The following is a 20,956-nucleotide window of genomic DNA, read 5'->3' on the forward strand; positions in this document are numbered from 1 at the left end:
GATACGCGGCCTACGGCGGGGTGGGCATGGGCGCGGCGCATAATGTCGCGGTGGTGGTCGCTGAAAACGGGGGGGGAGGGTGCGGTGGGGGTTGGTGGTCGGGACATGGCGGTCGGTACCGGTGGTTTTGTCGGCGGAAAGGCCGTCTGAAAGGCGGTTGCTTTGTTGGAGCAGGTGCTTTCAGACGGCCTCGTGTTGCGTACGCGTGTTTTACATCGCTTTTTTCAGCAGTTTGACGTCTTTGAGCGTTTCGGCCAGTGTTGCGTTGTCGGCACTGCTGCTGAAGGCGCAGACGGCGTAGAGGTTGTCGGGGCTGTAGATGTTGATGCAGTTGTGGTTGTTGCCTTCGGCATCGGTGAAGGAATAGTCCATGCGGTTTTCTGTGGCGGCACCGGCTTTCAGGCTGGCAAAACCGGCCTGTTCCAATGCGGTTTTCAGGTTGGCGTAGTATTCTTTGGCGGGTTTGACGGGTTTGCCTGCATCAACGACGGTGAGGGTGATGTCGGTGTTTTCGTCGTATTGTTGAAGGATGGTGCCGGCTTCCGCACCTTCGGGCAGGGCGTTGCCGCCGAGTTGGTCTTGGAAATTGCCGGTTACGGAGATGCTGACGGCGTTGTCGCTACTGGTCAGGGTTTGCGGTGCGGCGGCGGGCGGTGCGGACGGAGTGTCGGCCGAGGTGGCGGAAGCGGTGTCGGCGGCCGGGGTTGCCGAGGCTTGGCCGGGTGTGGCGGCTTGCTGTTCGCAGGCGGCTACGGAAAGGGTGGCGGCAGCCAGCAGGGCGGCAAATTTGATGTTCATGACGGTTTTTCCAAGTGTGTTGTTTTGACAGGCGGTCAGTATAGCAAAATTCGGCCGCCCTTGCCTTTTCAGACGGCATATATAAGATGCAGCCCCACCGTGTTTGCCTACGGGGGCGTATCGGATGCGTTTATCTGTGAGAAAGGCCGTCTGAAAACCTGAAATACGGTTTCAGACGGCCTTTTTCTTCCGCCTTTATTTTTTGCTCAGGGTCAGGCCTGTCCAGCCGAACAGCAGGGTCAGTATCAGGCTGAGGTAGCAGAAGAAGGCGTAAGGCAGGTAGTTCAATACGGGAACGCCCAAGGCGTTGGCGATGAATACGCCGCAGACGCTCCAAGGAACGAGGGGGTTGATGACGGTGCCCGCGTCTTCCAGTGTGCGCGAGAGGTTGCGCGGATGCAGGCCGAGTTTGTCGTAAACGGGTTTGAAGGTTTCGCCCGACAGTAGGATGCTGAGGTATTGTTCGCCGATTAAAACGTTTACGCCCACGGAGGTGGCCGCCACGCTGGCGGTGGCGCGTCCGGCGGTGGTGAGGAAGCGGCGCATGCCTTCAAGCAGGCTGGGGATGATGCCCAGCGAGAACATCAGTCCGCCAAGACTCAGGCCGAGGATAACGATGGTCTGGGTGAAAAACATGCTTTCCAAACCGCCGCGCGATACCAATTTGCCGATTTTGTCGAATTCGCCTTCCAGTGAAAAGCCGCTGTAAAACCAGCCGCCGAGTTTGGCCAAATCGGGCGTGCTGTGCAGGTAGGTGATGGCGACGGAAACGGCGATGGTGGCAATCATGGCCACGACGGCATTCACGCGGCGGACGGCCAGTACCACCAGCAGGGCGAACGGTATCAGCGAATAGGCATGCACCAAGCCCGAGGCTTCGAGCTGTTGGCGGAAAACGGCGGTGCTGTTCAAGTCGTTGGCCGCGGCGGCGGGCAGCAGCCAGCCGGTAAACAGGGCAGTCAGTATCCATGCCGGAACGGTGGTGTAGGCCATGTTTTTAATGTGTTCGAACAAATCGATGCCAACAATGGAGGCGGAAATGCCGGTGGTGTCCGACAGGGGCGACATTTTGTCGCCGAAAAACGCACCTGAAACGATTGCGCCCGCCGTCATCGCCAAATCGGCGTGGAAGGCTTCGCCCATGCCGATAAAGGCCACGCCGACGGTGGCGCAGGTGGTCAGGCTGCTGCCGATGCTGACGCCGATCAGAGAGCTGAGGACGAAGGCGGAAAGATAGAAATATTCGGGCGAAATGAAGCCGAAGCCGTAATACATCAGCGTGGGAATCGAGCCGGACATCATCAGCGCGCTCACCATCAGGCCGATGAAGAAAAACAGGTAAACCGCGCCCATGCTTTGACTGAGCGAGGCCACCATGCCGCGCTGCATGTCTTCATATTTCAAACCGCGCAGCAGGCCGTAAACCAAGAGGGCGGTAATGGCGGCGATGATGGTCATATGGGGCAGCCAGCCGAGGGCGATGATGGTATAGCCCATGGCGGCCACGACTGCCGCCGCAACGGCGAAAGCTTCTTTGCGCGGCATCTCAAGCAGGGGTTTGAAGGCAAACACTGGTTTCTCCGTCTGAAAAAGCAATAACAAATGAATGATGTATTGTAGCCGATTTACATGCCGTTTACCCGACTTATCTCTCTTTTTACCCGTTTGAAGGCATTTGGCGGGAGGCGTTTCGGCCTGCGGGGCGGTTTCAGACGGCCTGAAACCGCCGATTGACCTTTGCATTTTTGGATAAAACTTGACATTTCCTTGCAATCGCAACACTATGCCGCGCATGCCGCCGCAACGTCCGTGCTTTTTTGCCCTGAGGATGCGGCCCGTATCTTGAAAAATACATTGTAAAAAGGCTTTACGACCATGACCCAATCTTCCCACGATCCTTATGCCGGCTACCGCGAGCTGACGCTGCGGGGCATGATACTCGGCGCGCTGATTACCGTCGTGTTTACCGCGTCCAACGTTTACCTTGGTTTGAAAGTCGGCCTGACTTTCGCTTCGTCGATTCCGGCGGCGGTGATTTCGATGGCGGTTTTGAAGTTTTTCAAAGGCAGCAATATTTTGGAAAACAATATGGTGCAGACGCAGGCTTCGGCGGCGGGTACGCTTTCGAGCATTATTTTCGTCCTGCCCGGCCTCTTGATGGCCGGCTACTGGAGCGGTTTCCCGTTTTGGCAGACTGCGCTGCTGTGTATGGCGGGCGGTATTTTGGGCGTGATTTTCACCGTGCCGCTGCGTTATGCGATGGTGGTGAAAAGCGATTTGCCTTATCCGGAAGGCGTGGCGGCGGCGGAGATTTTGAAGGTCGGCAGCCATGAAGAAAAACAGGATGAAAAAGGCGGCAGCGGCATTAAAGAACTGGCGGCAGGCGGCGCGCTGGCAGGTGTGGTGAGTTTCTGCACCGGCGGCTTGCGTGTGGCGGCCGACAGCGCGAGTTATTGGTTTAAGAGCGGTGCGGCGATTTTCCAACTGCCGATGGGCTTTTCGCTGGCATTGTTGGGCGCAGGCTATTTGGTCGGGCTGACGGGCGGTATCGCCATCCTGTTGGGCATCTCGATTGCCTGGGGCGTGGCCGTGCCGTATTTTTCTTCCAGCGTTCCGCAGCCTGCCGATATGGAAATGGTGGCATTTGCGATGAAGCTGTGGAAGGAAAAAGTCCGCTTTATCGGCGCGGGCACCATCGGTATTGCGGCGGTTTGGACGCTTTTGATGCTGCTCAAGCCGATGATAGAAGGCATGAAAATGTCGTTCAAAAGCTTCGGCGGCGGCGCACCCGCAGCAGAACGCGTGGAGCAGGATTTGTCGCCCAAGGCCATGATTTTCTGGGTGTTGTCCATGATGTTGATTTTGGGCGTATCTTTCTACCACTTTATCGGCGATTCGCACATTTCCGGCGGCATGGCATGGTTGCTGGTGATCGTGTGTACGCTTTTGGCTTCCGTCATCGGCTTTTTGGTTGCCGCCGCCTGCGGTTATATGGCAGGCTTGGTCGGTTCGTCTTCCAGCCCGATTTCGGGCGTGGGGATTGTGTCGATTGTGGCGATTTCGCTGGTGTTGCTGCTGGTGGGCGAGTCGAACGGTTTGATGGCGGACGAGGCCAACCGTAAGTTCCTGCTCGCGCTGACGCTGTTTTGCGGGTCATCCGTTATTGCGGTGGCTTCAATTTCGAATGACAACCTGCAAGACTTGAAAACGGGTTATCTGGTGAAGGCGACGCCTTGGCGGCAGCAGGTGGCGTTGATTATCGGCTGTATCGTCGGCGCATTCGTGATTTCGCCGGTGTTGGAGTTGCTGTATGAAGCCTACGGCTTTACCGGTGCGATGCCGCGCGAAGGCATGGACGCGACGCAGGCCCTGGCCGCCCCGCAGGCGACTTTGATGACGACGATTGCGACGGGTATCTTCTCGCACAATCTGCAATGGGATTATATTTTTACCGGCGTCGGTATCGGCGTTGTGCTGATTGTGGTTGATTTGGTGTTGAAAAAATCGTCCGGCGGCAGGCTCGCGCTGCCCGTATTGGCGGTGGGCATGGGTATTTATCTGCCGCCGTCGGTGAATATGCCGATTGTGGCGGGTGCGGTGTTGGCGGCGGTATTGAAGTATGCGGTCAGCAAAAAGGCGGAAAACCGTGAAGGCCGTCTGAAAAACGCCGAACGCATCGGCACGCTGTTTTCGGCAGGCCTGATTGTCGGCGAAAGCCTGATCGGCGTGGTGATGGCCTTCATCATCGCCGTTTCCGTGACCAACGGTGGTTCGGATGCGCCGCTCGCGCTTAATTTGGAAAACTGGGATACGGCGGCAAAATGGTTGGGCTTGGGCTTTTTCGCAGCCGGTGTCGCACTCTTTGCCCGACTGGTGTTGAAGGCAGGGCGCGAAGCTTAGTGCTTTAAATAGGATAGGCCGTCTGAAACAGAGCTTTCAGACGGCCTTTTGTCGTAAAACGGCTGCTTTGGGCAGATGCTAATCTTACGCTAATCCATTGGGCGTATTATGCCCCTTGCCGTACACAACGGCTGATAACATCACGCCGACACAAGGCGCAACCGAAAAGGAAAAACGATGAAATTCAAACATACTCTGATTGCCGCCCTTTCCGCCTTTGCCCTGCTGGCCGCCGCGCCCGCCTTCGCCGACGATGACGATTGGTACGATGATGACTACCGTCCGCGTTACAGCCAAAGCTATAAGGCGAAAAGATCCAAATATGCTCATGGCCGCTACATCAGCTATGCACAGGCGAGACGCGCCGCACTCTCCCGTATCGGCGGGCGTGTAAAAGACATTGATTTCGACCGTGATGACGGTTATCCGCATTATGATGTGGAAATCATTAAACGCGGGCGCGAATACAAAGTGAAGGTCGATGCCCGCACCGGCCGTGTGGTTTCAGTCCGCCGCGACGACTGAACCGGATGGAAATAAGGCCGTCTGAAAACCTGAAATACGGTTTCAGACGGCCTGTTTTTATATTTCCGTTTAACGCCTTTCCTGCTTCCGTATCAGCCATACCGCCCATGCGGCGAAGGCTGCGGTGGGCAGCATGGCGGCGGCAAAGGCGGGTACGCCGTAGAGCTGGCTGGTGAAGCCGAACAGCCGTCCGGCGAAATGGAAGGCCAGCCCGAGGCAGATGCCGGCGAAAAGTTTCAAGCCCATGTTGCCGTGGCGGGTGGATTGCGGGGTGAAGGCGAGTGCGACCAAGGCCATGACGACGGTGGCGACGGGGTACATGAGCTTGCGCCACCATTCGATTTTGTAGTTGTCGGCCTGCTGTTTGTTGTCTTCAAGATGCTTGATGTAGGCGGTCAGCGCGGTCAGCGACATTTGGTTGGGATTGACCAGCAGTACGTCGAGCAGGCTGCCGCGTATGCCCGCCTGCCAGTATTCGCCGTCGTGTTTTTCAGTACGGACGCGGTCGCCGTCCAAGATGCTGCGGCGGACGTTGGACAGTTTCCAGCTTCCGTCTGCCGCGATGACGGCGGATTCTGCCTGCCAGCTTTCGGCCAGTTTGAAGTTTTGGTCGTGGCGGAAGACTTTGATGCCGCGCAGGCTTTGGTCGGGCAGCATTTCGCGCACGTTGATGATGTTGTTTCGCTCTTTAATCCACAGCCCTTCCGCGCCGGTGCTGATTTTGCCGTTTTTGGCCGTGGTTTTCAGGTTTTGGGCGTAGCGGTTGGCGGCGGGGGCGACGCTTTCGCCCAGAAGGGCGGTGGCGATGGCGAATATCAGGCCGAACCCGAGCAGGATGGCGATGATGTTTTTGGTACTCATGCCGCTGGTTTTGATGACGGTCATTTCGCTGTTGGAGGCAAGCCGGCTTAGGGAAATCAAGCCGCCGATGAGTACGGCCAAGGGCATCATTTGGTAGGCGTGGTCGGGGATTTGCAGCAGGACGTACTGCATCATTTTGATGCCCGTGTAGCCGCCTTCGCCCACGCCGCCCACTTCGGCAACGATGTCGAAGAAGCTGTATAGGGCGAGTAGGGCAAACATGGCGTACAGGGTGGTGATGCTGAGCTGTTTGATAACGTAGCGGGCGATAAGTGTCATGATGCGCGGCCTTTCAATGCGGCTTTCAGGGCTTGGGCGAAGGGTTGGGCGGGCATGGAGCGCACGCGCAGCAGGATGACGGCGGCAGCCAGCATGATGATGTGTATGGGCAGGAAGCCCGTCCAAAAGCCCAGTTTGCCGTTTTCTATGGCATTACGCAGAAAGGTTAAGCCGTTTTGGTAGATGAGGAAGAAGCCGATGGCAAACAGGATGTTGTAGGTGTGGCCGGTGCGCGGGTTGAAGTAGGACAGGGGGACGGCCAATATGCTCAATATAAGTGCGGCTATGGGCAGGCTCAGCCGCCACATGAGTTCGGCGCGGTGCTGCGGGTTGTCGCTGCCGATGAGTTTGGCGGTCGGGATGGTGCGGCGGTGGTCTATCGGATTGATGATTTTCGGCGTGGTGCTGATGATTAGGTTGAGGCGCTCGAAGGAGACTTGGTTGTAGTCGGCTTCGCCGGGGATGCCGCCGTAGCGGTAGCCTTGGGTCAGTTCGAGCGTGCGCTTGTTGTCGGCGAGCGAGAAGCGGCCTTCTTTGGCAAAGATGATGTTTTCACGGCCTTTGTCGTCTTGTTCGCGTAAAAACAGGTTTTTCATGATGCCGGAGCCGGTATCGAAGGTCTCTACAAAATAAACGCGGCCGTTTTTCTTGCCCAAGGTGCGGAATTCGCCTGCTTCAACCATCGAGAGTTCTTGTTTTTGTTTTAGGATTTCGGCAAATTCGCGGCTTCGCAGTTCGGCCCACGGCAATACGGAAAGCTGCATGGCGGCCACCAGTGCGGCAAACGGCAGGGCGAATGACAATACTGGGCGCACCCACTGCCGCAGCGACAGGCCGCAGGAAAGCCAAACGGACATTTCGCTGTCGCGCCAGAAACGGGTCAGGACGGTGAGTGTGGAGATGTAGGCGGTTAAAACGAGCAGCAGCGGGGTCATGCCCAATGTCCAAAAGCCGATGAGCGCTGCTACGGCATCCACCGCCACGCGCCCGTCGGCGGCACGGCCGAGCAGGTTGATGGCCTGCGTGGAAACGAGCACGGCCAGGATGACGACGAAGATGCCGATGGCGGTAAAAGTGAGTTCTTTGACGAAGTTTTGTCGGTATATCATGTTTTGTCTTCAAAGGCCGTCTGAAAAGTTTTCAGACGGCCTGCGGTTTTATGGGCGGTCTTGGCACAAACCCGCATATCGGGTTGCGCTTTCATTTGCATCCAAACGGCTTATTGGCAGTCTTTCGCACTAATCCGCACCGGTTTAAATTTTTTCCCTTGGGCAGTGGTAATGCGGTATTCGAAGGCGTAACGGCCTATCGTCATCAAATCGCGCGTATCTGCTCTGGCACACATTTCACTGCGTACTATTTGTGCAATTTCTCGTTCCGCCGTCGATTGAAAATTATTTATGATTGAATCTTGCTCGGGTTTTGTTTTTGCCGATATCACGAAAGTATCGTCCGAACTGCGGTAGCGGGTATCGAGAATGCGGATATGCGAATATTGGGCATCCATATTTTTATTCATATTCTTCTGCTGCATTTCCCTGGCGGCCTCCCGGCCCAAATTGTCGCGCTCGGCGGCAGTCAGCCCGGAGAAAAACCGTTTCAGGTCATCGGACATGCCTTTGGAGGAAAACGCAGCCAGCGGCAGGGCGGCCAAGAGGACGAACAAGGCTTTTTTCATGATGTTTTTTCCCTGAGTATGCAAAGATTTATCGGCATTTTTCATTGGTTTTGCCATATTTTCCGGAATGCCGTAAAGAAAAAGGCCAAAGGCATTGCAGGTATGCCAGCATTTCAGACGGCCTTTACCGCCTGTGCGGCCGTTTCGCGGTAAAATAACGCTTCCGCCGTTTTTCAGACGGCCAACCGAAAGGAATAAAAATGCAATTTAGCACAAAAGCCGCCGCCTTGCAGCCGCATCAGGAAGGCGCATTGCTTTATATCTGCCGCGATCTTGAAAACGCACCCGACAACGAGACCGCCCGCCTGCTGCTCGAATCGCTGGCCGAAGGCGAACGTTTTGCCGCCGCCCAAACCGCCGAATCGGGCAAACTGAAAGCCGTGGCGGTCGCACTGCCGGAAAACGACGGCCGCGACGCGCTTGAAAAAGCCGCCGCCGAAGCCGCCGCATGGGCGCAAAAACAGGAAAACCCGCACATCGGCCTGAACGGCTTCGACCCAAACCAAGCCGCCGAAGCCGCCGAAATCTTCGCGCTCGCCTTCGGACAGGCCGCTTACCGTTTCAACCGTTTCAAAAAAGACGCGAAAGCCGCCAAACTCAACGGCGCGACCTTCCACACCGAACACGCCGACGCCGTGCAAACCGCCCTGAATTGGGCCGAAGCCCAACTCTACGGCATCAACCTGTGCAAAGACCTGGGCAACACCGCCCCCAACGTCTGCACCCCGAAATATCTGGCCGACACCGCCCGTGCCGAAGCCGAAAAATTCGGTGCGGCCGCCAAAATCCACGATAAAGACCACATCCGCGAACACATGGGTTCGTTCTGGTCGGTGGCCAAAGGCAGCGCGCAAGACCCTTACCTCATCGAACTGCACTGGCGCGGCGCGGCCGACAAAAACGCCGCCCCTGTCGTACTCGTCGGCAAAGGCATCACCTTCGACAGCGGCGGCATCTCGCTCAAGCCGGGCGAAGCGATGGACGAAATGAAATACGACATGTGCGGTGCGGCGAGCGTCATCGGCGCATTCGCAGCAGCCGCCAAAGCCAAACTGCCGATCAACCTGACCGCCATCGTCCCCACCTGCGAAAACATGCCCGACGCGGCCGCCAGCAAACCCGGCGACGTGGTAACGGCCATGAACGGCACCACCATCGAAATCCTGAACACCGATGCCGAAGGCCGTCTGATACTGTGCGACGCGCTGAGCCATGCCGAGCAGTTCAAACCCGCCGCCGTAGTCGATGTCGCCACACTCACCGGCGCATGCATCATCGCACTCGGCCACGTTGCCAGCGGCCTTTTGACCAACACGCAGGAGTTGGCCGACGAAATCCTGACCGCATCGCGCCAAAGCGGCGACAAGGCATGGCAGCTGCCCCTGTTTGCCGAATACCGCGAACAACTCAAATCCAACTTTGCCGACCTGCAAAACATAGGCGGCCGCCCCGCCGGCACCATCACCGCCGCCGCCTTCCTGTCGCACTTCACGGAAAACTACCCGTGGGCGCATCTGGACATCGCCGGCACGGCGTGGAAGTCGGGTAAGGAAAAAGGCGCGACCGGCCGCCCCGTGCCTCTCTTGCTGCAATTCTTGCGCAACCGCGCCGAATAAGGCAAAAGGCCGTCTGAAACCCCGGTTTGATGTTTCAGACGGCCTTTATCCTCATTCGCACTATATAGCCGCACATCACACACTACAGAGAGGGGAAATGATGAACCAGAAAAACAACCAACAATATTCGTCTATACCTGTTTCCGTCCAAACCGCAAACGGGCAGGTTTTCCCGACTTCCCGGATACGCGCCTTCATCATGTTCTTGCTCCTGCTGATACTGATGACGCTGATTGCCGTCGTTACCGCCATTGCCTTCATCATCTATGGCATCCTGCCCGATTGGGCGGCCATTGCCGTCAGCCTGTTTATCTTCCTATTCGGCATCATTTACTCCGAAGGCATGTGGTTCGGCCTGACCTGCAGCCGTTTTGCAACCCTGACCAACGATCGGCTGGTGTTATACGGCGCATTCGGGCGCGAACGCTTCAGCTGCCCCACTGATTGGACGTTTGAATACCGTGTGATAGATCCACGAGGTTTGCCATGTTACGTTTACCTGCGTGCCATCTCCCCCGATTGTCACGTCTACCGTTTTCTATTGGACTTGTGCCGCGACCGCGATACCCTTTTGGAAGCCTTGCAGGCACAAAGCAGAGAGGAAGTTTTCAAAAAAAACGTGGCTGCCGGATACAGCCGTCTGTTTGCTACCATGAACCCGCTGGGCGTAAGGTTTTTGAAAACCATATCCGTGGGATTCTACATCATTACAGTGCTGGCCGTTGTCTTGTACTTATTAGTTCATCCCTTCAAACTGACTGCCGCCGCCTGGCAGCTTGCCTGGCTCATTACTCTTCTTGGCTTACTGCCGTCTGCTTGGATGGTTCGCAAAGTATGGATGCACGAAACCGTTTTCGGCATGCCCGCCCATCACTACCGCCGCCGCTCCGTTGTCGGGCGGATAACCGCAGCCATCATCATGATGACCAAAATTAGTTTAATCATGCTGGCCCTCGGTATTACATCAACATGGTCGCTGGCTTCCATCCTTGGCCCGGCCAGCCTGATCGGCAGCAAATTTGAAACAGTGGAACAGACACGTTTCGGTTCTGTGTATGACTGCGGCAGGGGATGCGAAAAAGTGTTTGTCTACATGCCGGCCGGCTACGGAATGTTTGAAGGTTACTGGCGAATCAGCTATTCGAACCGCATTCGCCAAGGCGGAACAGTGTGCGTCCGCGAAAGCAAACTGGCCTACGAACTTTATTTCGACTGCCCCGTCAAATAAAACCGGGCAGGCCGTCTGAAACCCCGTTTCCCGCTTTTCAGACGGCCTCTAATCGAATATATATCGCATGCCGCCAATTCCCTGTCGCAGCCATTACGCCCGCCCGCAACGGCCAAACCCGTCCTGCACCTGAAACCCGCATGTCCGCAGATTTGTACGAAGGCTGTTTGGATGAGGCGAAGATGGGATAAATAAGGTGGCGTACAGAACCGAACTGTCGGACACATAAGCGGCAGCCGACAGGTAAATCAATCAACAAGGAACAAACCATGAAAAAATGCGTCGTCCTCACCGGTGCGGGCATCAGCGCGGAAAGCGGCCTGCAAACCTTCCGCGACAGCGGCGGCCTGTGGGAAGGCTACCGCGTGGAGGATGTCTGCACGCCTGAAGCGTTCGCCCGCAACCCGCAAACCGTCATCGACTTCTACAACGCCCGCCGCCGTGCCGCTGCGGCAGCCGAACCGAACGCCACCCATTTTGCGCTGGCCGATTTGGAACGCGCTTACGACGTACAAATCATCACTCAAAACGTAGACGACCTGCACGAACGCGCGGGCAGCGGCAAAGTCTTGCACCTGCACGGCGAACTGAACAAGCTCAGAAGCACGGTTGATGAAAACGAAATCCTGCCGTGGCAGGGCGACCAAACCTTGGCCGACCGCGACAGCCGCAGTTACCCGTTGCGGCCGCACATCGTCTGGTTCGGCGAAGCCGTGCCGCTGATAGAAGAAGCCGTTCGGTTGGTCGAGGCCGCCGACATCGTTATCGTGGTCGGGACGTCGCTGAAGGTTTATCCCGCCGCATCCCTGCTGCACTATGCCCGTTTCGGCGTGCCCATGTACCTGATCGATCCCAAGCCGAACGCCGATGTTTCGGGCGTGGAAATCCTGGCTCAAACGGCGGCTCGGGGCGTGCCGGCACTGGTGGCGGAATTATTGCGGACAGCCGAAAGATAAGGCCGTCTGAAAGCGCGGCCTGAACGGGGCGAACCCGTTTGGCGGCTTTCAGACGGCCTGTCGTCAAACTGCGGCTTATCAATAACTGGTGGCGCAGAACTGTTCGTTTTTATTGGCATCTGCGGCGTAGCAGGTCAGCCCCATGCTGGCGGCGTTGCCGTTTTTCACTTGTCCGCCCGGCTTTTTATTCACCAGCGTTTTGCCGCTTTTCGCGTCGGTTTCCACCGAAACGGCCGGGCCGTTTTTCTGTTTCCAGCTCAGGCTGCTGCCGGTCGGGGTTTGGCATTTTTTCACCGAGCACGCCCCTTCTCCGGCGACGTTGCCGTTTTTGTAGTGCACGCACTGCTGGCCGCTTTCGGTGCAACCCGCGTGGGCAGCGGCGGCAAACAGGCCGCACAGGGCAAGAAATAAGGCTTTTTTCATCAGGTTCTCCTGGTTTGTCGAATAATGGCCGGTATGTGCCGGCAGAGGGAATGGTACGCCGAAAAACGTGCGGGCGACAGTATCGGCAGCATGATAAAGGCCGTCTGAAAATTGTTCGGACGGCTTTTATGCTTTCAGACGGCCTCCAAATATTGCCGCAGACGTTTCAATTCAGTCCAGGCCCGGGCTTTCAGCTGCGGCTGGCGCAACATACGCGCGGGATGGGGGACGGTGAATACGGGCAGGTTGCCGAAGGTCGCGGCGACGGCTTCGGCGTTTTCCGGCTGTTCGAAAAACTGGCCGAGCAGCAGGACGGCGCGGATGCGGCCGGAAGCCGCTTCGTGGCGCATCCGTTCGGCGGCGGCCTGCAATCGGGCGGCATCGGGGGAAAATTCCACCGACGGCAGCCAGCTGGTGCGGCGGCAGTCGGCGGCGGTCAGGCCGATGGCGGCAAGCATGTTGTCGAGCAATACGCCGTCCGCACCGCTGAACAGGCGGCCTGCGGCCAAGTCGGCGGGGGCGGGGCAGATGCTGACGGCCAACAGGCGGGCGGCGTTGGCCTGCGTTTGCGGGATGATGCCGCCTTGTAGACCGTCTGATGGGGTGTTTTCGACATTTGCGGCAGGCTCTGCGGGCTTCGGTACGGACGGTTCGCGGCTTTGCCTTCGGGACGCGCCGCCGATGGCGGCCAGGGTGGCGGCATGTGCGTTGCCTGACGGCTGTTTTGCATCCTCGTGGACGGTGGCCGCCGGCTGCGGAGTTGTGTGAACCGTCGGGGCGGTATCAGAGGCCGTCTGAAAACGGCCGTCCTGACTTTCGGCGGGTGGCGGCAGCAGGCGCGCGCCCTGTTTCAGCCACATCGGCCCCAAGCCGAGGGCTTCGTGCAGGTGCAGGTAGCGGCTTTCTAGCATGTTTTCTCCATCAATACGGCATCTTCCCGCGTGCCGTCGGGCAGGGAATAGTAGTCGCGGCGGCGGCCGCATTCGGTAAAGCCGTGCCGGCGGTAAAGGTTTTGCGCGGGCAGGTTGGCGGCGCGGACTTCCAACAGCAGCCGCCGTACCGATTGCGCGGCGGCGGCCTCGAACCAGCACTGCATCAGGGCGGCGGTCAGGCCGAGGCGGCGGCTTTCGGGTGCGGTGGCGATGAGGTGCAGCTCCGATTCGTCCGCCACGGTCTGCCAAACGATAAAAGCCGCCGGCCGGCCTTGATGTTCGGCCAGCAGGACGGTGTCGAAACGGCTGTTTAAGGCCGTCTGAAACTGGGCGGCCGACCACGGCGCGGGGTTGCCCGCACGGTCGATGGCGGCCAGCGCGGCGCAATCGGCGGATGTCGCGGGGCGGATGTTCACGCCTGCTCCCCCGCCGCCCGCCGCGCGGCCTGTTCGGCGGCGGTCAGGGCGATTTTGTCGCGGACATACAGCAGTTCGGCATGGGTGGCATCGGCGGCGGGATAGCGGCCCGTGGCGGCCAGTGCGAGGTAGTCGGCAGCGGTCGGCATGGCGGGCGAGCCTGGGAAAGGCGGCGGGTCGTTCAGGGCGAAGGCGTTGCCGATGCCATCTGAAAAAACGGCGCCTTCCGGCACGGAAATTTCGGCGGCGCGGCCGACGCGGTAGGGGCTGAGGCGGCGGCGGTTCGCGGTGTCGAACCAGGCGTAGAAGACTTCGCCCATCCGCGCGTCGGCAGCGGCCAGCACGCCGTGCCCTTGCACCAGATAGGCCGCCGCATCGAGCGACGGGATGCCGATAAGCGGTGTGCCGAACGGCGCGGCCAGACCCTGCGCCACGCCGATGCCGATTCGCAGGCCGGTAAACGCGCCCGGCCCGCAGTTGTAGACCACCGCGCCCAAATCGGCGGCGGTAATGCCTGCTTCGGCGAACAGCTCGCCGATTTGCGGCAGGATGAGGTCGGACTGTTTGTTGCCGGCATCGGTGTGGCACGATAGGATGCGGCCGTCGGTTTGCAGGGCGAGGGAAAGGAAGGAAGTGCCTGTATCGACGGCCAGCACGGGGCGGGAAAAATCGGGCTGCATGGCGGTTTTGCGGGTTGTTTGGTCGGGCGGCATTATAGCATTTTGCCGCCGCCGTTTTTCTTTCAGACGGCCTCTCCGTCCGGCAGCCATCCTTCCCGCCCTTTGTACACCGAGCCATTTTCGGGTAGCCTGCCCACCGTTTCCCAACCCGGCTGATGATGCAGGCGCATATCGGGCGGAGGATGCGGCGCGTTTGCAGTATGGCCGCAAAGGCCGTCTGAATGTTCAGACGGCCTCAACCGAACAGGCAATTTGAAAGGACAACCGTATGCCTACCCATCCCTATTTGGATTTGCAGCAAGGCAATGTGGAAAGTTATTGCATGATGGTGCCGAAAAAGGCGGCACGGCAATGGTGCGGGCAGGGCTGGCTGGCGCATTACGCCGTCGGCTTGTCGCGCCGCGAGGCCAACCGCGCTTCGATGATTTACGGCCTGATGCGCTTCCAACGCGATATTCTGTTGTTTAACCGCCCCGTTTTGCTGGCGGACAAATCCGTCGTCGGACGGGAAATCACGGGATTTTCCACCTGCCTCGGCACTTACGGCATGGGCGGCCCAGGCTTTTTCGGATTGTTGCTGGATACGGACGAATATTTGGTCTATACGGTATGGTACGCCGGTTTTTACACGCTCTTAGACGGTCGTCCGATTGAAGTGTATCCGCAAACGGACAACGCCGTTCGCGGCTGGTTTTGCGATTTCGAGCAGGGTTGGGACGATTTGTCGCCCGTGCTGAACGGTTGCGAAATCACCGGATGCACGCTTACAGAGCATGGTTGCGTCCTGAACTTGGAAAAAGGCGGTACAACGCATGTGCTGGAATTCGTGCGCCAAGACGGCCGTATTCCGCCGAACGGCAGCGAGGCGCGATCGGCATACGAAAGCGGAAGCATTGCGGATTATTTGATGTTCCAACACAAAGACGCTTGGCTGGTGGTTTGAGGTTTGACCGTTTTGCCATATCGAAGGCCGTCTGAAAGCCTGAAATACGGTTTTCAGACGGCCTTTTATTTTTATGGGCGCGCTGTTTTGTCTATATTCGGGGAGGATGTGTGTACTATGCGGACAGTACGTCCGGACGGGGCGATGCGGTAGAATCGGGTATCCAACCAACAAAACACAGAGTCAGGAGGAAAATATGTTCCAACACGTCGAATTTTATCCCGGCGATCCGATTTTGAGCCTGGTAGAGACTTTTCAGGCCGACAAACGGCCGGAAAAGGTTAATCTCGGTATCGGTATTTATTTGGACGAGGCGGGGCGGCTGCCCGTCTTGTCGTCGGTACGGACGGCGGAGGTTGCCCGTGCGGCCGTAGCGCAACCCCGCTCCTATCTTCCGATGGAAGGTTTGGAGGCATTCAGGCACGGCGTCCAAAGGCTGCTGTTCGGCGCGGAGCACCCCGCTTTGCAGGAAGGGCGGATTGCCACCATCCAGACTTTGGGCGGTTCGGGCGCGCTGAAAATCGGTGCGGATTTCCTTGCCCGCTGGTTTCCCGAGGCCAAGGTTTATGTCAGCGATCCGACTTGGGACAACCATAAAGGCATTTTCCAGGGCGCGGGTTTCGAAGTCGGCGTTTACCCTTATTACGACCCGGCGACAGGCGGGCTGAAATTCGACGAAATGCTGGCCTTTTTTGCCGCCCTGCCGCGCAACAGTGTGTTGGTGCTGCATCCGTGCTGCCACAATCCGACCGGCGTGGATTTGGACTGCGGGCAATGGGACAAGGTGCTGGAAGTGATACGGGCAAACGGCCTGATTCCGTTTATGGACATTGCCTATCAGGGCTTCGGCGACGGTTTCGAACAGGATGCCTACGTCGTCCGGCGGGCGGCAGAAATCGGCCTGCCGCTGTTTGCAGCCAATTCGTTTTCGAAAAACCTGTCGCTTTATGGCGAGAGGATAGGCGGATTGAGCGTGGTGTGCCCGACGCGGCACGAAGCGGAGCTGGTGTTCGGCCAGTTGAAATTCGGCGTGCGCCGGATTTATTCCAGCCCGCCGGCGCACGGCGCGTTTGTCGCGGCGGCGGTGATGGATACGCCCGAACTTTTTGCCGGCTGGCAGGAAGAGGTTACGCAGATGCGGGAGCGCATCAAAGCCATGCGGCAGCGGTTGTTTGATGAATTGGGCCGCAAGCTGCCGGAGGGCGATTTTTCCTATTTCCTCAAACAGCGCGGCATGTTCGGTTACACGGGCTTTTCGCCCGAACAGGTACGGCGTTTGCAGGAAGGGTTTGCCGTTTACCTGCTTGCTTCGGGACGGATGTGCGTGGCCGGATTGAACGAATCGAACGTCGGTTATGTGGCCGATGCCTTTGCCGAGGTGTGGCGCAAATAAGTGGCCGCTTACAGGAAAAAGGCCGTCTGAAAAACCTTTTTCGGGGTTTTCAGACGGCCTTTCTGATGATGAAGGCGGGTTTAATATTCCGCCGAATGCCAAAACGGCTGCCCTACGGTCGGGGTGCTGGCTTGGGCTTTGGTTCGCGCTTCGACCGGTTCGGCTTCAAATGCCAGCCGTCCGGCTTCGACGGCGAGCGCGAAGGCGCGCGCCATGTTGACGGGGTCGCCGCTGCGGGAAACGGCGGTATTCAGCAATACGCCGTCAAACCCCCATTCCATCACTTGCGCCGCCTGCGAGGGCAAACCCAAGCCCGCGTCGATAATCAGCGGCGTGTCGGGCAGGCGTTCGCGCAGGACTTTCAGCGCGTAGGCGTGAACCGCGCCCAAGCCTGTGCCGATCGGCGCTGCCCACGGCATCAATGCCTGACAGCCCGCGTCAAGCAGGCGGCGGCAGGCAATCAGGTCTTCGGTGCAATAAGGCAGCACTTTGAAGCCGTCTTTAATCAGGATTTTCGCCGCTTCGACGAGCTGGAACACATCCGGCTGCAAGGTGTCGTCGTCGCCGATGAGTTCGAGTTTGATCCAATCGGTTTCAAACACTTCGCGCGCCATCTGCGCCGTCGTTACCGCTTCCTGCACGCTTTGGCAGCCTGCTGTGTTCGGCAGCACGGGGACGCCGCTCTCTTGCAACAGCGACCAAAACCCCTGACCGTGTGTCTCACCGCCGCTTCCCGCGCGGCGCAGCGAGACGGTAATCATCGCGGGCTGGGCGGTTTGGACGGATTGTTTGAGGATTTCGGGGGTCGGGTAGGCGGCCGTGCCGAGCAGCAGCCGTGAAGGGAAGGTTTCTCCGTATAGGGTGAGCATGATGGGTTCCTTTGTAACGTTGTTTTGGGGACAGGGGTCGTCTGAAAAGGCAAAACCGCCTAGCCGCCGACCACCGGCCGCACAATATCGACTTTGTCGTTTTCGTTCAAAACCGTTTCCGCGTACGCGCCTTTGGCGACAAATCCGGTATTTACAGCCACGGCAAAGGGCTTTTGCGGCGCGGTTTGGGCGATGAGGTCGGCAACGGTTGTGCCGTGAAGTTCGGCAGGTTCGCCGTTTAAGATGATGTTCATGGTTTCTCGATATTTTGGTGTTTATAGCGGGCTAAGTTTTGCCTACACGGTAAATTGAATCTTTTTCGCTTTCTCAGGCCGTCTGAAATGGGGTTTTCAGACGGCCTCATTCATTCCACAAAGCCTGAAACGCTTTAACCGCCGCTTCGGGATTTGCCGCTTCGGTAACAGCGCGGACGACGGCGAGCGAGGAAACGCCGGTCGCCAGCACATCTTCGGCGTTGTTCAAATCGATGCCGCCGATGGCGACGACGGGTGTGCCGCCTGCCTGTTTCACATATTCGCGCAGTTTGTCCAAGCCTTGCGGGGCGGTGGGCATTTGCTTGGTCGTGGTCGGGAAAATCGCGCCGCTGGCGACGTAGCTGGGATGTACGGACAGGGCGCGGTCGAGTTCGGCGACGGAGTGTGTACTCAAACCCAAACGCAAACCGGCAGCAGCAATGGCGGCAAGGTCGGCGGTGTCCATGTCTTCTTGTCCGAGATGCACACCGTATGCGCCTGCTTTTATCGCTTCGCGCCAGTGGTCGTTGATGAAAAGCTGAGTGCGGCTGCCCTGGCAGGCGGTGACGCAGCGGGCGATTTCGCGTTTCAATTCATCGCCGTGCAGGGTTTTGCAGCGCAGTTGCACCGTGTCGGCACCTGCTTTGACCATGCGCTCCACCCAATCGGTGGTGGGAACGACGGCGTAGAATTTAAGCGGGGATTTCAGGGGCGGGAAGGTCATGGGGTGTCCTTTTCATTTCTTGCGGAGCAATAGGGGTCGTCTGAAAACATCGAGTATTCACATTTATGCCGTAAAGTAGAAGACGGATGATACTTGATGGGAAGCTCCCGCTTTTATAACCAACGGCGAACGCGTCGGCAGTAAAACTCGTATTCTGCGCCGAATTTCTGCGCCAAAACGCGTTCTTCAGGCATGATTTGAAAGCGTGTCATATAGGCAACAAATGCAGCCAAAAACAACCACGGCAGCGGGTGCGCCAAATAGCCCGCCCATGCGACCAGCCAGCAGCCCATGCCCGCATACATCGGGTTGCGGCTGAAACGGTACACGCCGTCTGAAACGAAGTGTTCGGTTTGTTCGGGGTTGAACGGGCTGACGGTCGTGCGCACACGGCGAAACGCCCACACACCTAATATGCCTAACAAAGTCCCAAACGCCATCAAAACAACCGACAGCAATATAGGAAAGCGCGGCAGTATGCCGGCCAACGCCGACACTTGGGCAGAGATGTACATCAACAACGCACAAATAAAACATATCGCCGGCGGCGGAATTTTAGTTTCTAAATTCATATTGTTACCTTTATAAAACGGATAGCGCGACGTTTTCAGACGACCTCAAATTTATTTTTCAATATACGCCAAACCGCTTTCTTCATCACGTTCGGGCGCGTTTTTTCCGTCAAACAGGGCGACTGCCAATCTGACGGCAGCGGCGGTTACGGCGGGGGAAATCATGAAGCCGTGGCGGAAAAGGCCGTTGATTTCAATCAGGCGTCGGGCGCGGCTGTAACGAATTTCGGGGTTGTGGTGGTTGAGCGTTGGGCGCAGGCCGGTGGCGATTTCGAGGATGTCGGCTTCGCCGAAGGCGGGATGGACGGCATAGAGTGCGGACAAGAGTTCCAATCCGGAACGTACACTGGCGGGGGCTTGGCTTTCGCTTTCGATTTGGGTCGCGCCGATGACGAAGACGTGGTTTTCTTTCGGGGCGATGTAGAGCGGATAACGCGGGTGGAGCAGGCGTACGGGGCGGTTGAGCGTGATTTCGGGCGTATAAACCCGCGCCACTTCGCCGCGTATGCCGCGCAAGGTGCTGGTGTGTTCGGGAGGTTGGTTCCATGCAGTTTTTGCGCCGTAGCCGCGGCAGTCGATCAGCCAGTCGTATTGGGCTTGAAGGTCTTCGGGGGCGCATTCGTGTTCCCAATGGCAAGGGACGTTCAGCCCATCCAAAGCATCGGCAAGTGCAGACAGCATCTGCCGCCCGTCAAGCTGGCCTTCGGTCGGCAGGTAAAGGCCGTCTGAAAAACGTCCTGCGAGCTGTGGTTCGCGTTCGGCGATTTCATCGGTGCGCCAACGGACGATTTCGTCATCCGCTACGCCGCCGCGTTTGAGATGGCGGACAAATTCGCTAGATAAAGGCTTGTCCTGCCCGTGCCACACGATCAGGCTGCCTTTTTCCTGCATCATGGTCGGCGTTTTCAGACGACCTCGGATGTTGTGCCACAGCGGAATACTTTGTCTGCCCAGTTTGATGACTTCAGGCGTGGCTTCGACCGCCTCCGAAGCCGGTGCGAGCATGGCGGCGGCAACATAAGCGGCGGCGTGTTCGCCTTTGCGCCCCCCTTTGTCAAAGAGGGCAACCGATAAACCTTGTTCTGCAAGTTGTAAGGCAGTCAGACGGCCGCAGAGGCCGCCGCCGAGAATGGCGATACGGGGCATGGTGGATTCCTTTGTAGTATGGTGCAATCGGGAAGTCGAAAGATAAGACGGGAGCGGAATCCACCGAATGGCGGGAAATGCGGGAAAGGGAACGGAAGCCTTTTCAGGCGTTTGGCAGCTTGTTTCCTACGCAGGCATTACCCCGACAGGTTCTACGGATTCCGCTGTTGCGGTCTCAGCTGTTTGCGGGAACAAGCAGCACTCCGACAAGAGGTTTCCAGTTTACATAAAATCGATTGCTTTGGCAAAGTCAGGTCGTCTGAAAAATGGGTTTCTGTATTTTCAGACGACCTGTTGCCAGACGTTTGGGCCGGTTGGGGAAATGGCGTTAGGGAGAAGCGCATCGGCATTATTGATATATACTATTGCTGATGAACACAAGGGGTAGGGTGATGAAAGTGCGTGAGCTGCCTACAGCATTGCTGGGTGCGTGCACGATATACTCCTCCACTACCATTTTATCCGCCCCTCAGTCAAGGCAGATACCGACCGACAGCAGGTCAAACCGCAAAACCGCAAAACGCTGCCGGCGCCATACCGGTGTGCCGAACCCATCAGATTGGGGATTTATGAAAGGGGCTGTACTAGATTAGCCCTAAATTCCACACCAAACCCGCAAGATTTTTAGCTGTTGGGACGGTGTGCCGAAGTTAAACCGAAATTCGCATTCTTTCAAGAACAGCGGGAAAGATTTGCGATCGATTCCGTTGTATTTGCGTAAGACGCGTTTTGCCTGATTCCAAAAATTCTCAATGCCGTTGAT

The 20,956-nt window shown here is 57.8% G+C and carries 22 protein-coding genes, 1 pseudogene and 1 riboswitch; of the genes and pseudogenes, 8 read left to right on the forward strand and 15 right to left on the reverse strand.

The genetic code is table 11. The features are described from left to right. Positions 1 to 210 precede the first annotated feature (210 nt). Both ACTHSL_RS09450 and nhaC read right to left on the reverse strand, forming a co-directional pair. On the reverse strand, positions 211 to 798 hold the full coding sequence (locus tag ACTHSL_RS09450; RefSeq protein WP_440381208.1) for a hypothetical protein: 588 nt from the start codon (positions 796 to 798) through the stop codon (positions 211 to 213). Between the two features lie 195 nt (positions 799 to 993). Next, positions 994 to 2,370: a Na+/H+ antiporter NhaC gene (gene nhaC / locus ACTHSL_RS09455; RefSeq protein ID WP_107855380.1), complete on the reverse strand. Its 1,377-nt coding sequence runs from the start codon at positions 2,368 to 2,370 to the stop codon at positions 994 to 996. Between the two features lie 303 nt (positions 2,371 to 2,673). Here nhaC and ACTHSL_RS09460 point away from each other — a divergent pair, with 303 nt between their 5' ends. After that, the gene (locus tag ACTHSL_RS09460; protein WP_440381209.1) at positions 2,674 to 4,698 is read left to right on the forward strand and encodes an OPT family oligopeptide transporter; all 2,025 of its coding nucleotides are present in this window, start codon (positions 2,674 to 2,676) and stop codon (positions 4,696 to 4,698) included. A 177-nt stretch (positions 4,699 to 4,875) separates the two neighbouring features. Next, on the forward strand, positions 4,876 to 5,223 hold the full coding sequence (locus ACTHSL_RS09465; RefSeq protein ID WP_440381210.1) for a PepSY domain-containing protein: 348 nt from the start codon (positions 4,876 to 4,878) through the stop codon (positions 5,221 to 5,223). 69 nt (positions 5,224 to 5,292) lie between these two features. Here ACTHSL_RS09465 and lptG read toward each other — a convergent pair whose 3' ends face one another. The 3 genes from lptG to ACTHSL_RS09480 form a co-directional block, all read right to left on the reverse strand. Continuing rightward, positions 5,293 to 6,363: an LPS export ABC transporter permease LptG gene (lptG, locus tag ACTHSL_RS09470; protein ID WP_440381211.1), complete on the reverse strand. Its 1,071-nt coding sequence runs from the start codon at positions 6,361 to 6,363 to the stop codon at positions 5,293 to 5,295. After that, a complete protein-coding gene (gene lptF / locus ACTHSL_RS09475; RefSeq protein ID WP_440381212.1) occupies positions 6,360 to 7,472 on the reverse strand; it encodes an LPS export ABC transporter permease LptF in 1,113 nt (370 codons plus the stop codon). Before lptF ends, lptG begins: the two co-directional genes overlap by 4 nt. A gap of 110 nt (positions 7,473 to 7,582) precedes the next feature. Continuing rightward, positions 7,583 to 7,870 (reverse strand): hypothetical protein, encoded by a 288-nt coding sequence (locus ACTHSL_RS09480; protein WP_440381213.1) that lies wholly within the window; start codon positions 7,868 to 7,870, stop codon positions 7,583 to 7,585. Here ACTHSL_RS09480 and ACTHSL_RS09485 point away from each other — a divergent pair. The 4 genes from ACTHSL_RS09485 to ACTHSL_RS09500 all read left to right on the forward strand — a co-directional run bounded on the left by ACTHSL_RS09485 (position 7,859) and on the right by ACTHSL_RS09500 (position 11,841). Further along, positions 7,859 to 8,194: a hypothetical protein gene (locus ACTHSL_RS09485; RefSeq protein WP_440381214.1), complete on the forward strand. Its 336-nt coding sequence runs from the start codon at positions 7,859 to 7,861 to the stop codon at positions 8,192 to 8,194. The two genes, ACTHSL_RS09480 and ACTHSL_RS09485, sit on opposite strands and share 12 nt — an antisense overlap. 47 nt (positions 8,195 to 8,241) lie before the next feature. Next, the gene (locus ACTHSL_RS09490; RefSeq protein WP_440381215.1) at positions 8,242 to 9,657 is read left to right on the forward strand and encodes a leucyl aminopeptidase; all 1,416 of its coding nucleotides are present in this window, start codon (positions 8,242 to 8,244) and stop codon (positions 9,655 to 9,657) included. 97 nt (positions 9,658 to 9,754) lie between these two features. Then, the gene (locus ACTHSL_RS09495) at positions 9,755 to 10,885 is read left to right on the forward strand and encodes a hypothetical protein (RefSeq protein WP_440381216.1); all 1,131 of its coding nucleotides are present in this window, start codon (positions 9,755 to 9,757) and stop codon (positions 10,883 to 10,885) included. 269 nt (positions 10,886 to 11,154) lie between these two features. Beyond that, positions 11,155 to 11,841, forward strand: a complete 687-nt coding sequence (locus ACTHSL_RS09500; protein WP_440381217.1) for an SIR2 family NAD-dependent protein deacylase — start codon at positions 11,155 to 11,157, stop codon at positions 11,839 to 11,841. A gap of 78 nt (positions 11,842 to 11,919) precedes the next feature. Here ACTHSL_RS09500 and ACTHSL_RS09505 read toward each other — a convergent pair whose 3' ends face one another. The 4 genes from ACTHSL_RS09505 to tsaB form a co-directional block, all read right to left on the reverse strand. Further along, a complete protein-coding gene (locus tag ACTHSL_RS09505; protein WP_070454852.1) occupies positions 11,920 to 12,264 on the reverse strand; it encodes a hypothetical protein in 345 nt (114 codons plus the stop codon). A gap of 134 nt (positions 12,265 to 12,398) precedes the next feature. Further along, entirely contained in the window at positions 12,399 to 13,175 is a 777-nt protein-coding gene (locus tag ACTHSL_RS09510) for a uracil-DNA glycosylase family protein (protein WP_440381218.1), read from the reverse strand. Next, entirely contained in the window at positions 13,169 to 13,612 is a 444-nt protein-coding gene (rimI, locus tag ACTHSL_RS09515) for a ribosomal protein S18-alanine N-acetyltransferase (protein ID WP_440381219.1), read from the reverse strand. Before rimI ends, ACTHSL_RS09510 begins: the two co-directional genes overlap by 7 nt. Beyond that, positions 13,609 to 14,292 (reverse strand): tRNA (adenosine(37)-N6)-threonylcarbamoyltransferase complex dimerization subunit type 1 TsaB, encoded by a 684-nt coding sequence (gene tsaB / locus ACTHSL_RS09520; protein WP_440381225.1) that lies wholly within the window; start codon positions 14,290 to 14,292, stop codon positions 13,609 to 13,611. Before tsaB ends, rimI begins: the two co-directional genes overlap by 4 nt. A gap of 268 nt (positions 14,293 to 14,560) precedes the next feature. Between tsaB and ACTHSL_RS09525 the strand changes: the two genes are divergently transcribed. Beyond that, positions 14,561 to 15,235, forward strand: coding sequence for a hypothetical protein (locus ACTHSL_RS09525; RefSeq protein ID WP_283119775.1), 675 nt, complete (start codon positions 14,561 to 14,563; stop codon positions 15,233 to 15,235). 196 nt (positions 15,236 to 15,431) lie between these two features. Beyond that, positions 15,432 to 16,628: an amino acid aminotransferase gene (locus ACTHSL_RS09530; RefSeq protein WP_440381220.1), complete on the forward strand. Its 1,197-nt coding sequence runs from the start codon at positions 15,432 to 15,434 to the stop codon at positions 16,626 to 16,628. 80 nt (positions 16,629 to 16,708) lie between these two features. Here ACTHSL_RS09530 and ACTHSL_RS09535 read toward each other — a convergent pair whose 3' ends face one another. The 6 genes and pseudogenes from ACTHSL_RS09535 to ACTHSL_RS09560 form a co-directional block, all read right to left on the reverse strand. Further along, the gene (locus ACTHSL_RS09535; protein WP_440381221.1) at positions 16,709 to 17,497 is read right to left on the reverse strand and encodes a thiazole synthase; all 789 of its coding nucleotides are present in this window, start codon (positions 17,495 to 17,497) and stop codon (positions 16,709 to 16,711) included. A gap of 59 nt (positions 17,498 to 17,556) precedes the next feature. Next, positions 17,557 to 17,751 carry a sulfur carrier protein ThiS gene (thiS, locus tag ACTHSL_RS09540; protein WP_003684673.1) on the reverse strand — a complete coding sequence of 65 codons (195 nt, stop codon included), beginning with the start codon at positions 17,749 to 17,751 and terminating at the stop codon, positions 17,557 to 17,559. 106 nt (positions 17,752 to 17,857) lie between these two features. Continuing rightward, positions 17,858 to 18,475: a thiamine phosphate synthase gene (gene thiE, locus ACTHSL_RS09545; protein ID WP_440381222.1), complete on the reverse strand. Its 618-nt coding sequence runs from the start codon at positions 18,473 to 18,475 to the stop codon at positions 17,858 to 17,860. Positions 18,476 to 18,588: 113 nt separating this feature from the next. After that, positions 18,589 to 19,047: a methyltransferase family protein gene (locus tag ACTHSL_RS09550; protein ID WP_440381223.1), complete on the reverse strand. Its 459-nt coding sequence runs from the start codon at positions 19,045 to 19,047 to the stop codon at positions 18,589 to 18,591. 51 nt (positions 19,048 to 19,098) lie between these two features. Next, positions 19,099 to 20,193: an FAD-dependent oxidoreductase gene (locus ACTHSL_RS09555; protein WP_440381224.1), complete on the reverse strand. Its 1,095-nt coding sequence runs from the start codon at positions 20,191 to 20,193 to the stop codon at positions 19,099 to 19,101. 106 nt (positions 20,194 to 20,299) lie between these two features. After that, a riboswitch (TPP riboswitch) is annotated at positions 20,300 to 20,409 on the reverse strand. Between the two features lie 379 nt (positions 20,410 to 20,788). Further along, positions 20,789 to 20,956: pseudogene (locus ACTHSL_RS09560) on the reverse strand (IS1595 family transposase); the annotation flags it as partial.

Origin of the sequence: Neisseria sp. P0008.S010 (assembly GCF_051962715.1) — a bacterium.
GTDB lineage: Bacteria > Pseudomonadota > Gammaproteobacteria > Burkholderiales > Neisseriaceae > Neisseria > Neisseria elongata.

Bases quoted from the DNA above. Each gene is read 5' to 3' on its own strand.
- ACTHSL_RS09450 (WP_440381208.1), bottom strand. From the start codon at position 798: ATGAACATCAAATTTGCCGCCCTGCTGGCTGCCGCCACCCTTTCCGTA.
- ACTHSL_RS09460 (WP_440381209.1), top strand. From the start codon at position 2,674: ATGACCCAATCTTCCCACGATCCTTATGCCGGCTACCGCGAGCTGACG.
- ACTHSL_RS09465 (WP_440381210.1), top strand. From the start codon at position 4,876: ATGAAATTCAAACATACTCTGATTGCCGCCCTTTCCGCCTTTGCCCTG.
- lptG (WP_440381211.1), bottom strand. From the start codon at position 6,363: ATGACACTTATCGCCCGCTACGTTATCAAACAGCTCAGCATCACCACC.
- lptF (WP_440381212.1), bottom strand. From the start codon at position 7,472: ATGATATACCGACAAAACTTCGTCAAAGAACTCACTTTTACCGCCATC.
- ACTHSL_RS09480 (WP_440381213.1), bottom strand. From the start codon at position 7,870: ATGGATGCCCAATATTCGCATATCCGCATTCTCGATACCCGCTACCGC.
- ACTHSL_RS09490 (WP_440381215.1), top strand. From the start codon at position 8,242: ATGCAATTTAGCACAAAAGCCGCCGCCTTGCAGCCGCATCAGGAAGGC.
- ACTHSL_RS09495 (WP_440381216.1), top strand. From the start codon at position 9,755: ATGATGAACCAGAAAAACAACCAACAATATTCGTCTATACCTGTTTCC.
- ACTHSL_RS09500 (WP_440381217.1), top strand. From the start codon at position 11,155: ATGAAAAAATGCGTCGTCCTCACCGGTGCGGGCATCAGCGCGGAAAGC.
- ACTHSL_RS09505 (WP_070454852.1), bottom strand. From the start codon at position 12,264: ATGAAAAAAGCCTTATTTCTTGCCCTGTGCGGCCTGTTTGCCGCCGCT.
- ACTHSL_RS09510 (WP_440381218.1), bottom strand. From the start codon at position 13,175: ATGCTAGAAAGCCGCTACCTGCACCTGCACGAAGCCCTCGGCTTGGGG.
- tsaB (WP_440381225.1), bottom strand. From the start codon at position 14,292: ATGCAGCCCGATTTTTCCCGCCCCGTGCTGGCCGTCGATACAGGCACT.
- ACTHSL_RS09525 (WP_283119775.1), top strand. From the start codon at position 14,561: ATGCCTACCCATCCCTATTTGGATTTGCAGCAAGGCAATGTGGAAAGT.
- ACTHSL_RS09530 (WP_440381220.1), top strand. From the start codon at position 15,432: ATGTTCCAACACGTCGAATTTTATCCCGGCGATCCGATTTTGAGCCTG.
- ACTHSL_RS09535 (WP_440381221.1), bottom strand. From the start codon at position 17,497: ATGCTCACCCTATACGGAGAAACCTTCCCTTCACGGCTGCTGCTCGGC.
- thiS (WP_003684673.1), bottom strand. From the start codon at position 17,751: ATGAACATCATCTTAAACGGCGAACCTGCCGAACTTCACGGCACAACC.
- thiE (WP_440381222.1), bottom strand. From the start codon at position 18,475: ATGACCTTCCCGCCCCTGAAATCCCCGCTTAAATTCTACGCCGTCGTT.
- ACTHSL_RS09550 (WP_440381223.1), bottom strand. From the start codon at position 19,047: ATGAATTTAGAAACTAAAATTCCGCCGCCGGCGATATGTTTTATTTGT.
- ACTHSL_RS09555 (WP_440381224.1), bottom strand. From the start codon at position 20,193: ATGCCCCGTATCGCCATTCTCGGCGGCGGCCTCTGCGGCCGTCTGACT.